Annotated in this window: 12 protein-coding genes; 9 read left to right on the forward strand and 3 right to left on the reverse strand. The window is 73.6% G+C overall.

Translation table 11 applies throughout. The features are described 5' to 3' along the window. Window positions 1–48: 48 nt before the first annotated feature. On the reverse strand, window positions 49–624 hold the full coding sequence (locus tag AB0O00_RS19260) for an NAD(P)-binding oxidoreductase (protein ID WP_363653291.1): 576 nt from the start codon (window positions 622–624) through the stop codon (window positions 49–51). A 108-nt stretch (window positions 625–732) separates the two neighbouring features. Between AB0O00_RS19260 and dxr the strand changes: the two genes are divergently transcribed. The 5 genes from dxr to AB0O00_RS19285 all read left to right on the forward strand — a co-directional run bounded on the left by dxr (window position 733) and on the right by AB0O00_RS19285 (window position 6,429). Beyond that, window positions 733–1,977: a 1-deoxy-D-xylulose-5-phosphate reductoisomerase gene (dxr, locus tag AB0O00_RS19265; RefSeq protein ID WP_363653292.1), complete on the forward strand. Its 1,245-nt coding sequence runs from the start codon at window positions 733–735 to the stop codon at window positions 1,975–1,977. Between the two features lie 120 nt (window positions 1,978–2,097). Next, entirely contained in the window at window positions 2,098–3,402 is a 1,305-nt protein-coding gene (locus AB0O00_RS19270; RefSeq protein WP_363653294.1) for a M50 family metallopeptidase, read from the forward strand. 143 nt (window positions 3,403–3,545) lie between these two features. Beyond that, window positions 3,546–4,706 (forward strand): flavodoxin-dependent (E)-4-hydroxy-3-methylbut-2-enyl-diphosphate synthase, encoded by a 1,161-nt coding sequence (gene ispG, locus AB0O00_RS19275; RefSeq protein WP_363653296.1) that lies wholly within the window; start codon window positions 3,546–3,548, stop codon window positions 4,704–4,706. A 189-nt stretch (window positions 4,707–4,895) separates the two neighbouring features. Beyond that, on the forward strand, window positions 4,896–5,771 hold the full coding sequence (locus AB0O00_RS19280) for a GNAT family N-acetyltransferase (RefSeq protein ID WP_363653312.1): 876 nt from the start codon (window positions 4,896–4,898) through the stop codon (window positions 5,769–5,771). Window positions 5,772–5,847: 76 nt separating this feature from the next. Then, window positions 5,848–6,429, forward strand: coding sequence for a GNAT family N-acetyltransferase (locus AB0O00_RS19285; protein WP_363653298.1), 582 nt, complete (start codon window positions 5,848–5,850; stop codon window positions 6,427–6,429). Here the strand turns inward: AB0O00_RS19285 and AB0O00_RS19290 are convergent. Next, window positions 6,402–7,310, reverse strand: a complete 909-nt coding sequence (locus AB0O00_RS19290) for an aminoglycoside phosphotransferase family protein (RefSeq protein WP_363653300.1) — start codon at window positions 7,308–7,310, stop codon at window positions 6,402–6,404. The two genes, AB0O00_RS19285 and AB0O00_RS19290, sit on opposite strands and share 28 nt — an antisense overlap. Before the next feature lie 96 nt (window positions 7,311–7,406). Next, window positions 7,407–8,417, reverse strand: a complete 1,011-nt coding sequence (locus tag AB0O00_RS19295; RefSeq protein WP_363653302.1) for a ferritin-like domain-containing protein — start codon at window positions 8,415–8,417, stop codon at window positions 7,407–7,409. Between the two features lie 284 nt (window positions 8,418–8,701). Between AB0O00_RS19295 and rimP the strand changes: the two genes are divergently transcribed. The 4 genes from rimP to AB0O00_RS19315 form a co-directional block, all read left to right on the forward strand. Next, window positions 8,702–9,220, forward strand: coding sequence for a ribosome maturation factor RimP (rimP, locus tag AB0O00_RS19300; protein WP_363653304.1), 519 nt, complete (start codon window positions 8,702–8,704; stop codon window positions 9,218–9,220). Window positions 9,221–9,274: 54 nt separating this feature from the next. Continuing rightward, window positions 9,275–10,276, forward strand: coding sequence for a transcription termination factor NusA (gene nusA / locus AB0O00_RS19305; protein ID WP_363653306.1), 1,002 nt, complete (start codon window positions 9,275–9,277; stop codon window positions 10,274–10,276). A 127-nt stretch (window positions 10,277–10,403) separates the two neighbouring features. Then, window positions 10,404–10,652 carry a YlxR family protein gene (locus tag AB0O00_RS19310; protein ID WP_363653308.1) on the forward strand — a complete coding sequence of 83 codons (249 nt, stop codon included), beginning with the start codon at window positions 10,404–10,406 and terminating at the stop codon, window positions 10,650–10,652. A 213-nt stretch (window positions 10,653–10,865) separates the two neighbouring features. Further along, on the forward strand, window positions 10,866–11,567 hold a 702-nt coding region (locus AB0O00_RS19315; RefSeq protein WP_363653310.1), incomplete at its 3' end, for a translation initiation factor IF-2 N-terminal domain-containing protein.

Raw genomic sequence — 11,567 nt, forward strand, 5'->3', positions numbered from 1 at the left:
CGACTGGCCCCGAGGTGGGTTCGTATCGCTGGGCGGGTCGGACAGCCTCTACGTCACGGCCGCCCGTTGGGGGGCGACGTCGGCCCGGTCGACCGCGCCGCGCCCGGTCTCGGGGGCGAGCCGGACCAGGCCGGTGCCGGGGCCGTCGGTGAGCCGGCCGGGGCGCAGCACCGTCCAGTCGAGGGTGGTGCGGGCGCGGACGGCGTCGTCGGCGGCGCCCTTGGCGCGCAAGTAGGTCTCGAAGACCTCGTCGGCGGGGTGGTGGGCGTCGGCGTCGGCGCCCATGGAGGAGACCATGAGGTAGCGGCGGACGCCGGCGAGTTCGGCGGCGTCGGCGAGGAGCACGGCGGCGTCGCGGTCGACGGTGTTCTTGCGGGCGGCGCCACTGCCCGGTCCCGCGCCGGCGGCGAAGACCACGGCGTCGGCGCCGTCGAGCAGGGCGGCGAGTTGCGGGGCGGTGGCGGCCTCCAGGTCGAGCAGCAGCGGCTCGGCGCCGGCGGCCACGAGGTCCTGGGCCTGTTCGGGGCGGCGGATGATCCCGGCGGGGCGGTCGCCGCGGTCGGCGAGCAGCCGTTCGAGGGCGAGCGCGATCTGTCCGTGGCCCCCGGCGATGACGGTACGCATGGTTGTGACGGTAGCCCGCGGCGCGCGTGCCCGTCGTGCGGAGCGCGCTGCGGGGTGGATGCCCCCGGGCGGGCACGATGAGGGCCCCGGGCAGGACACAATGGGCGCATGACTTCGCTCGCCCATCCGCAGCTGCGTTTCACGCCCACCGTGCAGGACCCGTCCGGCCCCCGGGAGCTGGTGATCCTCGGTTCCACCGGGTCGATCGGCACCCAGGCCATCGACGTGGTGCTCCGCAACCCGGACCGGTTCCGGGTGGTCGCCCTGTCGGCGGCCGGCGGCCGGGTGGGGCTGCTCGCCGAGCAGGCACTGGAGCTGGGCGTGCACACCGTGGCCGTCGCCGACCCGGCGGCCGAGCCGGCGCTGCGCGAGGCGCTGGCGGCCAAGGCGGCGGGGCGTGCGCTGCCGGCGGTGCTGGTGGGGCCGGACGCGGCGACCGAGCTGGCCGCGATGGAGTGCCACTCGGTGCTGAACGGCATCACCGGTTCGATCGGGCTGCGCCCGACGCTGGCCGCGCTGAAGGCCGGCCGGGTGCTGGTGCTGGCGAACAAGGAGTCGCTGATCGTCGGCGGTCCGCTGGTGAAGGCGGTGGCGAAGCCGGGTCAGATCGTGCCGGTGGACTCCGAGCACGCCGCGCTCTTCCAGGCCCTGGCCGGCGGCAGCCGGGCCGAGGTCCGCAAGCTGGTGGTCACCGCCAGCGGCGGTCCGTTCCGCAACCGCACCCGGGAGCAGCTGGCCGGGGTGACCCCGCAGGACGCGCTGGCGCACCCGACCTGGGCGATGGGCCCGGTCGTCACGATCAACTCGGCCACCCTGGTCAACAAGGGCCTGGAGGTGATCGAGGCGCACCTGCTCTACGACGTGCCGTTCGACCGGATCGAGGTCGTCGTCCATCCGCAGTCGGTGGTGCACTCGATGGTGGAGTTCGCCGACGGTTCGACGCTGGCGCAGGCCAGCCCGCCGGACATGCGGATGCCGATCGCGCTGGGCCTGGGCTGGCCGGAGCGGGTGCCGGACGCCGCGCCGGGCTGCGACTGGACCAAGGCCGCGACCTGGGAGTTCTTCCCGCTGGACAACGACGCGTTCCCGGCGGTCGAGCTGGCCCGCGAGGTGGGTTCGCTGGGCGGCACGGTGCCGGCGGTGTTCAACGCGGCGAACGAGGAGTGCGTGGAGGCCTTCCTAAAGGGCCGGCTCGCCTTCACCGGGATCGTGGACACTGTTGCCAAGGTCGTGACCGAGCACGGACAGCGCGACGGTGGGTCGGCCGCGGCGGGAACTTCCCTGACCGTCGAGGACGTCCTGCACGCGGAGGACTGGGCCCGCGCCCGGGCCCGCGAGCTGGCGGCGGGCTGACCGACCGGACCGATCGGGCCGGCCGGCCCAGGGCGGGCCGGCCGATCGCGGCGGTTGAACCGTGGCGCCGGTCGCGGTAGGACGAGACGATGAGCGGAGCGGCATGACGGAGGAGTTGCGGTGGCAGCGGTTTTGACGGTGGTCGGCATCCTGGTCTTCGTGCTCGGGCTGCTGGTGTCGATCGCCTGGCACGAACTCGGCCACCTCTCCACGGCCAAGCTGTTCGGCATCCGGGTGCCGCAGTACATGGTCGGCTTCGGCCCGACCCTGTGGTCGCGCAAGAAGGGCGAGACCGAGTACGGCATCAAGGCGATCCCGTTCGGCGGGTACATCCGGATGATCGGGATGTTCCCGCCGGGCGACGACGGCCGGATCACCAAGCGCAGCAGCTCGCCCTGGCGGACCATGATCGAGGACGCCCGCGAGGCCTCCTACGAGGAGCTCCAGGAGGGTGACGAGCACCGGCTCTTCTACACCCGCAAGCCGTGGAAGCGCGTCATCGTCATGTTCGCCGGGCCGTTCATGAACCTGATCCTGGCGTTCGGGCTCTTCCTGACGGTCATGATGGGCTTCGGCGTCACCATGAACGTGCCGACCGTCAGCACCGTCGCCCAGTGCGTCGTCAAGGCGGGCCAGCCCACCGACAGCTGCCCGGCGGGCGCCCCGCAGACCCCCGCCGCGGCGGCCGGGCTGAAGGCCGGGGACCGGATCCTCTCCTTCGACGGGGACCGCATCCGCACCTACGACCAACTCCAGGCCGACATCCGCAAGTCGGCCGGGAAGACCGTGCCGGTCGTGGTCGACCGAGCCGGTCAGCAGCTCACCCTCACCCCGACCATCAAGGTCAACGACGTCCAGAAGTACGACGCGAACGACATCCCGATCAAGGGGCAGACCGTCCAGGCCGGGTTCCTCGGATTCACTCCGGCGAGTGGTGTCGTCCAGCTCGGTTTCGGGCAGTCACTCGACCGGATGACCACCATGGCCGAGAGCGGCGTGAAGTCCCTGGTCGCCCTGCCCGGCAAGATCCCCGGGCTGTGGAACGCCGTCGTCGGCGACGCCCCCCGCGACCCGGACTCCCCGATCGGGATGGTCGGCGCCGCCCGGGTGAGCGGCGAGGTCTTCTCGCTGGACATCCCCGGCACCCAGCGGATCGCGGTCTTCGTGAACCTGTTGGCCGGCATCAACCTGTCGCTGTTCCTGTTCAACATGCTGCCGCTGCTCCCGCTCGACGGCGGCCACGTCGCGGGCGCCGTGTGGGAGTCGGTGCGCCGCCGCCTCGCACAGCTGTTCAGGCGGCCCGACCCGGGCCCGTTCGACGTCGCCAAGCTGATGCCCCTGGCGTACGTGGTGGCCAGCATCTTCGTCGGGTTCACCCTGCTCGTCCTGGTGGCCGACCTGGTGAACCCGGTCAAGATCAGCTAGTGCGTCCGGGTACGGCGGGTGTGCTCGGCTCCACCCCCGTGCCGTACCGTGGAGGCCGGGTGCGCGATCGTGGCGCGCCCGGCCCCGGCCGTTGGTGCGGCCGGGCGGTCGATCACACCTCCACCCTGGGGAACCCTGCGCACATGACCGCGATCTCGCTCGGTATTCCGTCCCTGCCGCTCAAGCCGCTCGCCAAGCGTCGAGTATCCCGGCAGATCATGGTCGGCAACGTTCCGGTCGGCGGTGACGCCCCCGTCTCGGTGCAGTCGATGACCACCACCGTGACCTCGGACATCAACGCCACGCTGCAGCAGATCGCGCAGCTCACCGCCTCCGGCTGCCAGATCGTCCGGGTCGCCGTCCCGTCCCAGGACGACGCCGACGCGCTGCCGATCATCGCGAAGAAGTCGCAGATCCCGGTCATCGCCGACATCCACTTCCAGCCGAAGTACGTGTTCGCCGCGATCGACGCCGGCTGCGCCGCGGTGCGCGTCAACCCGGGCAACATCAAGGCCTTCGACGACAAGGTCGGCGAGATCGCCAAGGCGGCCAAGGACGCGGGCGTGCCGATCCGGATCGGCGTCAACGCCGGCTCGCTGGACAAGCGCCTGCTGGAGAAGTACGGCCGGGCCACCCCCGAGGCGCTGGTGGAGTCCGCGCTGTGGGAGTGCTCGCTGTTCGAGGAGCACGACTTCCGCGACATCAAGATCTCGGTCAAGCACAACGACCCGGTCGTGATGATCAACGCCTACCGCCAGCTCGCCGCCGCCTGCGACTACCCGCTGCACCTCGGCGTGACCGAGGCCGGGCCGGCCTTCCAGGGCACCATCAAGTCCGCGGTCGCGTTCGGCGCGCTGCTCGCCGAGGGCATCGGCGACACCATCCGGGTCTCGCTGTCGGCCCCGCCGGCCGAGGAGATCAAGGTCGGCAACCAGATCCTGGAGTCGCTCGGCCTGCGCCAGCGCGGCCTGGAGATCGTCTCCTGCCCGTCCTGCGGCCGCGCCCAGGTGGACGTCTACAAGCTCGCCGAGGAGGTCACCGCCGGCCTGGAGGGCATGGAGGTGCCGCTGCGCGTCGCGGTCATGGGCTGCGTCGTGAACGGCCCGGGCGAGGCCCGCGAGGCCGACCTCGGGGTCGCCTCGGGCAACGGCAAGGGCCAGATCTTCGTCAAGGGCGAGGTCATCAAGACCGTCCCGGAGTCGAAGATCGTCGAGACCCTGATCGAGGAGGCGCTCAAGCTCGCCGAGCAGATGCAGGCGGAGGGCGTCGAGGCCGGGTCGCCGACGGTCGTCGCCGGCGAGTGACCGGGGTGTAGGCCCCGCGGCCCCGTGCGGTTCGCCGCCCGGGGGCCGCGCGGAGCGCAGTTCGTCTTTCCGGAAGCGGGGCCCTCCGTTAGCGGACGGCCCCGCGGCCGTAGCCGGGTGGGGCCACGGAGTAGGGTGCGGCCAGAGTCGTCTCAGTGAGGTGCTGTCTCGATGCTCGATCGAGGTGTGATGCTCCCCAGCGCGTTCCAGGCCGCCCGCGCCCTGGCCACCACCCGCGTGCTGGAGCCGCCCGACCTCGCCGACGCCCTGGAGATCCTCCACCGGGACCCGGTCGCCAACGCCTTCGTCGCCACCCGCGTCGAGTCGGTCGGGCTCGACCCCTGGCGGCTCGGCGGCGAGATGTGGGGCTGGTACGACGAGGACGGCGTCCTCGACGCGCTCTGCTACGCCGGGGCCAACCTGGTCCTCGTCAACGCCGGCCCGTCGGCGGTCCAGGCCTTCGCCGAGCGGGCGCGGCGCCAGGGGCGCCGGTGCTCCTCGATCGTCGGGCCGGCCGGGCCGACGGCGGCCTTCTGGGCGCTCCTGGAACGGAGTTGGGGTCCGGCCCGGGACGTGCGCGCGCACCAGCCGCTGATGGCCACGACCGTGTCGTCGGTGGAGATCGCGCCCGACCCGCTGGTCCGGCGGGTGCGGCGCAGCGAGGTCGAGGCGCTGATGCCGGCCTGCGTGGCGATGTTCACCGAGGAGGTCGGGGTGTCGCCGCTGGCCGGGGACGGCGGGCTGCTGTACCAGGCCAGGGTCGCCGAACTCGTCTCCAGCGGACGGTCGTTCGCGCGGTTCGGGGACGACGGCGAGGTCGTTTTCAAGGCGGAGATCGGCGCGGTGACCGAAGGGGCGTGCCAGATCCAGGGCGTGTGGGTCGCGCCCGAGCACCGGGGGCAGGGGCTCTCGGAGACCGGGATGGCGGCGGTGCTGGACATCGCGCTGCGGGAGGTCGCCCCGGTGGTCTCGCTGTACGTCAACGACTTCAACGTGCGTGCGCGGGCTGCCTATCGGCGCGTCGGCTTCCGCGAGGTCGGGGCGTTCATGAGCGTGCTCTTCTAGCGGTCGCGCCGGTGCCGGTGGGGCTGATCTGCGGCTCCGCCCGCACTCGCGGGGCGCGGGTAGTAACGTCCGGGGCATGGATCAGCTGACCGGGGTGACGATCGAGGCCATCGACCTCGCGGCCTGGGCGCCGCAGGCGCTCGATGTCCAGGCGGTGGCGTTCGGGCTGACGCCCGAGGAGGTCGCCGTCCGGCTGCACATCGTCGGCCGGCACGCCCAGCAGCCCGGGGTGATCGCCCTCGGCGCGATGAGCGGCGGACGGCTCGTCGGTTTCGGGTACGGGATGCCCAACCGGCGCGAGCACTGGTGGAGCACCGTCATCGAGCCCTACCTGGTCTCCCGGGGGTACGGGGACTGGCTGGACGGGGTGTTCGCCATCACCGAGCTGCACGTGCTGCCCGAGTGGCAGGGCCAGGGCATCGGTTCGCGGCTGATCCGGGGGCTGTGCGAGGGCTCGGGCCTGGACCGGAGCATCCTGTCGGCGATCGACGCCGAGACGCCGGCCCGGCGGCTGTACCGCGCCCTGGGGTACCGGGACCTCGCGCGGGCGGTGCGCTTCCCGGCGACGGACCGGCTGTACGCGGTGATGGGGGCCCCGCTGCCGCTGCGGCGGCCCGGTGCGGGCGCGGTTCAGACGGCGCCGGCGAATTCCAGGTAGAGCTCGGCGTCCTCCTGGCGCTTCGCGGCGAGCGCGCGCAGGCCGAGGTCGACGGCGCGGTAGAGGGTCCAGCCGCGCAGGCGCTCCTGGTCCACCTCCAGGGCCTCGGAGAGCTGGTGGAGCCGGCGGCGGATGGCGGCGGGCGTGCCCGCGGAGCCGACCACGGTGTCCGCGCGGTCCAGGACGAGGCGGGCGAGGTCGTAGGCGCGCTCCCCGGCGAGGGGGCGGGGGTCGATCGCCAGCCAGGGGGCGCGGTCGGCGGCGAGGACGTTGCCGTGGTGGAAGTCGCCGTGCAGCAGGAACGTCTCGGTGGCGGAGGCCGCGAGGGCGTCCGCGGTCTCCATGGCCTCGGCGACGAGGGCGGCCGCCTCGGGCGGGGGCGCGACATCGGGGGCTCGGCCGGCCACGTGGTCGGCGAGGGCGGGGAACGCGTGCTCGTCCGGGAGCGGCACCCAGAGCCGGTGGAGGAGGCTGGTCGCCTCCAGCATCGCCTTGGGCTCGGCGAGCGACCGCAGGGGGATGTCACCGTGCAGGCGCTCCAGGAGCAGGGCCCCCTCGGCGGGGACGGCGTCCATGAGGAGGACGGCGCCGCGGCCGGCCCATTCGGAGAGGGCGACGTGCTCGGTGGCCGTCTCCGGGGTGACCAGGCCGACCTTGAGGACGGCGGGGGAGAGGTCGTCGCGGTGGACGTAGGCGACGAGGCTGAGGCTGCCCCCGGGGTCGAGGACGCGCTCCAGGGTGAGGTTCCAGTGCTCCAGGTGGGCGGCCACCCGGCCTGGAAGCTCCGTCAGCCAGGCCTCGGCCTCGTCGCCGCCGGGGCTCGCGGCGATGCTGCGCGCCAGCCAGGCGGGCACGGTGATCTGTGCTGGTGCTCCCGACATGCCGGCCTTCCGGTTCGTGGTCCCCCGTGGTGCTACCCGTCCATTGTCGGGGATGGGGGCGAAAGCGCAGGTCAGTGTCGCGGCGGGCGGCCGGCCTCAGGGCGTCGCGGTCGGCGTCGCGGCTGCGGTCGGGGACGCGGTGGGGGACGCGGCAGGCTGGTCGTCGATGCCCGGGAACGGGGTCCGGGCCGCGCCCCAGCGGCGGGCGCGGACGGCGGCCTCGCGCAGGGCGTCGGCCGCCGTGGCGCGCTGCTGGGCGGGGACGGCGGCGACCAGGTCGGCGTAGACCGTGGTGAGCCGGGTCTCTATGTGGGCGGCCAGGCGGGTGGCCGCAGCGGCGTCACCGACGGCGAACGGGAGCTGGTAACCGGCCGCCGCCGCGCTGGGAGTGGCCCCCACGCCGGTGAGGAGGCGCTGCCACACGTCCCGGCGGGCCTGGTGGGCGGCGTAGGCCGTCCGGGCATCGGCGCGCTGCTGGTCCTCGGGCAGCTTGGCGCCGACCACCCCGTAGCCGTAGATGGCGGCGTGTTCGGCGTTCAGGGCGCCCTGGATCGCGGTGACGGCCTCGGGGCTGAGCGCCGCGCTCGGGGATGCGGAGGGGGAGTCGGCGGGCGCGGCCGGGGGAGCGGTGTCGCCGAGCGCGGCGGTGTGTATGGCGGCCGACGCGGCGACGGACGCCAGCAGCCGGGCCAGTTGCGGGGACGCGGCGCCCAGGTCGGCCAGGCGGGTCTGGGCGGTCCGGCGTTCGAGGGCGGCCAGCTCGGCGGTGGTGGTGACCGGGGACGGGGCCGCGGTCGGGGTGGCCGTCGCAGTGGTGCCCGGTGTGGTCGCGGAGGGGGTGGGCGGTGTGGAGTCCGTGAGGGTTTGTGCCAGTGCCGCCCGGTGCTCGGCCACCTCGGCGCGCAGGGGCTGGAGCTGGGCCGACGGCAGGGTGTCGTAGGCCGCGAGCAGGGTGTCGGTGGCGGCCACCGCCCGGCGGCGGAGGGGCTCGTCCGGGTCGGGGCGGTGGGTCTCGGCGGGTTTGACCTGCTCCGGGGCGGTGGTGCAGGCGGCGGCGGTGAAGAACAGCCCGAGGGCCAGGAAGGTCCGTCGGCTGGGCGGCTGCATGCGTGTCACTCCGGGGCGTGTACGGGAGGACGGCCTCCCCGCCTGCCCTCGTTGGCGTGAATGATTACAGAATCCCCACGATTTGGGCCGTGTTCCGGGGCGGGAGGGGCACCGGAGACGGGTGTGACCTTGCTCGCAGTGGGTGGCGCCCGGCCGGGGCGGTGTGGTCCGGAATCGGTGGTTCGCGGCATCACCGGCTAGGCTTTGGGCCGAGCTGCCGCGACCCGGTCGGGACGCGGAGCGACCTTCTGACAACAGCAGACGCGGCCGAGGAGTCCACCCGGATGAGCACCACCACCACCGACCGGCTGCGCGCGTTGCTGGAGCCGCTGGCCGCGCAGGCGGGCCTGGACCTCGAGGACGTCAGGGTCACCCAGGCCGGCAGCCGCCGCCAGGTGCAGATCGACGTCGACACCGACGGCGGCGTGGACATGGATGCCATCGCCGACTTCAGCCGGGTGGTCGGCGAGGCCCTGGACGAGTCGGACCTGATGGGCGACGGCGCGTACCTGCTGGAGGTCGGATCCCCCGGTGCCGAGCGCCCGCTGGTGCTGCCCCGGCACTGGCAGCGCGCCGAGGGGCGGCTGGCCAAGATCCACCTGGCCGACGGCGGGGAGGTCGTCGCGCGGGTGCTGGAGGCGGACGAGGACGGCGCACTGGTCGAGGTGCAGCCGGTGAAGGGCCGCGGCCGGCCGAAGGAGCGCCGCCTGGAGTACTCCGAGGTGGCCCGGGCGCGCGTCCAGGTCGAGTTCAACCGCAAGGACGAAGAGCTCCTCGACGAGGGGGACGACGGTGCGGAGTGACGGCCGCACGCACTGGACCATGATGAATGTGACGAAAGACGAGGAGGCGTAGCCGTGGACATCGACATGAGTGCCCTGCGCACGCTGGTCAACGAGAAGAACATCCCCTTCGACCTGCTGGTCGAGTCGATCGAGTCGGCCCTCCTCACCGCGTACCACCGCACCGAGGGCTCGCGCCGCCGGGCCCGGGTGCACCTGGACCGCAAGTCCGGGCACGTCACCGTGTGGGCGATGGAGGACCCGGCGGAGCTGGACGAGGGCGTCGAGCCCAAGGAGTTCGACGACACCCCGAACGGCTTCGGCCGGATCGCGTCCAGCATCGGCATCCAGGTGATGATGCAGCGCCTGCGCGACGCCGCCGACGACCAGACCTTCGGCGAGTACGCGGGCAAGGAGGGCGACATCGTCACCGGTGTCGTCCAGCAGGGCAACGACCCGAAGAACGTGCTGGTCGACATCGGCAAGCTGGAGGCCATCCTGCCGCCGCAGGAGCAGGTCCCGGGCGAGGACTACCGGCACGGCACCCGGCTGAAGTGCTACGTCGTGGCGGTGCGCCGCGGTGTCCGCGGGGCGTCGGTGACGCTGTCGCGCACGCACCCGAGCCTGGTGAAGAAGCTGTTCGCGCTGGAGGTCCCGGAGATCGCGGACGGCAGCGTGGAGATCGCGGCCATCGCCCGCGAGGCCGGCCACCGCACCAAGATCGCGGTCTGGTCGCGCCGCGCCGGCCTGAACGCCAAGGGCGCCTGCATCGGCCCGATGGGCGCCCGGGTGCGCGCGGTGATGGGCGAGCTGCACGGCGAGAAGATCGACATCGTGGACTGGTCGGAGGACCCCCGCGAGATGGTCGCCGCCGCGCTGTCCCCCGCGCGGGTGACCAGCGTGGAGATCGTCGACGCCGCCCAGCGCTCCGCCCGGGTGATCGTGCCCGACTACCAGCTGTCGCTGGCGATCGGCAAGGAGGGCCAGAACGCCCGCCTCGCCGCCCGTCTCACGGGGTGGCGGATCGACATCCGGCCGGACACCGAGGACGCCGGCCAGGAATCGGCGCAGCGGTAGTCAGTGTTGTAGCGGGCGTCCCCGCCGGTCCGGCCGGGCCGGCGGGGCGGCGCCATGTCCCTTCGGAGGGGTAGACTTGCCTTCGTCTGGCCGGACGCATGTCCGAGCACGCCCGGAACGCACCTGCGTGGGCTGCCGCAAGCGCGCGGCCAAGCACCAGCTGTTGCGTGTCACGGCGGTCGAGGGCGTCTGCGTCCCCGATCCCCGTGGCGCACTGCCAGGCCGGGGCGCTCACCTGCACCCCGATCCGGCCTGCCTCGACCTCGCGGTCCGCCGTCGGGCGTTCCCCCGGGCCTTCCGGCTCCAGGGCGTGCTCGACACGGAGCGGCTCCGCGGGTTCATCGAGGAGCGGGCGGGCGGCAGCCAGGAGACGTGACTCTCCCGGGCCCCCGCTTCGGAGAACCACCGCAACAAGTACGGCGGGCGGGCAGCCGCGCGCCGTGCCACCAGTCAGGTACCTCGCGATGTGGAAGTAGGTCGAGATTGCGATGAGCACTCGATGAGTACGCGATGAGTACGCGATGGGTACGCCCATGAAGTAGCGACGGTCCGGCGGACGAGACACCCCGGACTCATAGACAGGAGTGAAGTGGCTAAGGTCCGGGTTTACGAACTCGCCAAGGAACTTGGCTTGGAGAGCAAGGCCGTCATGGCCAAGCTCACCGAGCTCGGTGAGTTCGTCCGTTCGGCGTCCTCGACGATCGAGGCGCCGGTCGTGCGCAAGCTGACTGACGCGCTTGGTGTGGCACCCACCGGTGGTGGTTCCGCTGCCAAGCCGGGCCCGCGGAAGTCCGCGGCGCCCTCTCCCTCCGGGGCTCCCAAGCCGGGTGCCCCGACCCCGGGGCCGCGCCCGAGCGCGACCCCTGGTCCCCGTCCCACCCCGGCCGCAGGCCCGGCCGCTGCGGCTCCCGCCGCCCCGGCCGCCCCCGCAGCCCCGAAGCCGGCGGGCGCGCCGACTCCGGGTCCGCGCCCGGCCGCGCGTCCCGCCGCTCCGGCGGCCCCGGCCGCGCCCGCGGCCGAGTTCTCTTCGCCGGCTCCGGCCGGTGACGCCCCGCGTCCGGCCGCCCAGGCCCCGCGTCCGGCGGCGGCCCAGGCCTCCGGCGGCGCCCGTCCGGGCCCGCGTCCGGCCGGCCCGCGTCCGGGCAACAACCCGTTCACCTCGGGCAGTGCCACCGGCATGGCCCGCCCCGGCGACCGCCGTCCCGGCGCGCCGGGCGGCCGTCCGGGTGCTCCGGGTGCGCAGGGCGGCGACCGCCCGCGTCCCGGTGGCGACCGTCCGCGTCCCGCCGGT

The sequence above is a fragment of the Kitasatospora sp. NPDC093558 genome, assembly GCF_040683475.1.
Taxonomy (GTDB): Bacteria; Actinomycetota; Actinomycetes; order Streptomycetales; family Streptomycetaceae; genus Kitasatospora.

Coding starts and splice junctions, on each gene's coding strand:
- AB0O00_RS19260 (WP_363653291.1), bottom strand. CDS start 624: ATGCGTACCGTCATCGCCGGGGGCCACGGACAGATCGCGCTCGCCCTC.
- dxr (WP_363653292.1), top strand. CDS start 733: ATGACTTCGCTCGCCCATCCGCAGCTGCGTTTCACGCCCACCGTGCAG.
- ispG (WP_363653296.1), top strand. CDS start 3,546: ATGACCGCGATCTCGCTCGGTATTCCGTCCCTGCCGCTCAAGCCGCTC.
- AB0O00_RS19280 (WP_363653312.1), top strand. CDS start 4,896: ATGCTCCCCAGCGCGTTCCAGGCCGCCCGCGCCCTGGCCACCACCCGC.
- AB0O00_RS19285 (WP_363653298.1), top strand. CDS start 5,848: ATGGATCAGCTGACCGGGGTGACGATCGAGGCCATCGACCTCGCGGCC.
- AB0O00_RS19290 (WP_363653300.1), bottom strand. CDS start 7,310: ATGTCGGGAGCACCAGCACAGATCACCGTGCCCGCCTGGCTGGCGCGC.
- AB0O00_RS19295 (WP_363653302.1), bottom strand. CDS start 8,417: ATGCAGCCGCCCAGCCGACGGACCTTCCTGGCCCTCGGGCTGTTCTTC.
- rimP (WP_363653304.1), top strand. CDS start 8,702: ATGAGCACCACCACCACCGACCGGCTGCGCGCGTTGCTGGAGCCGCTG.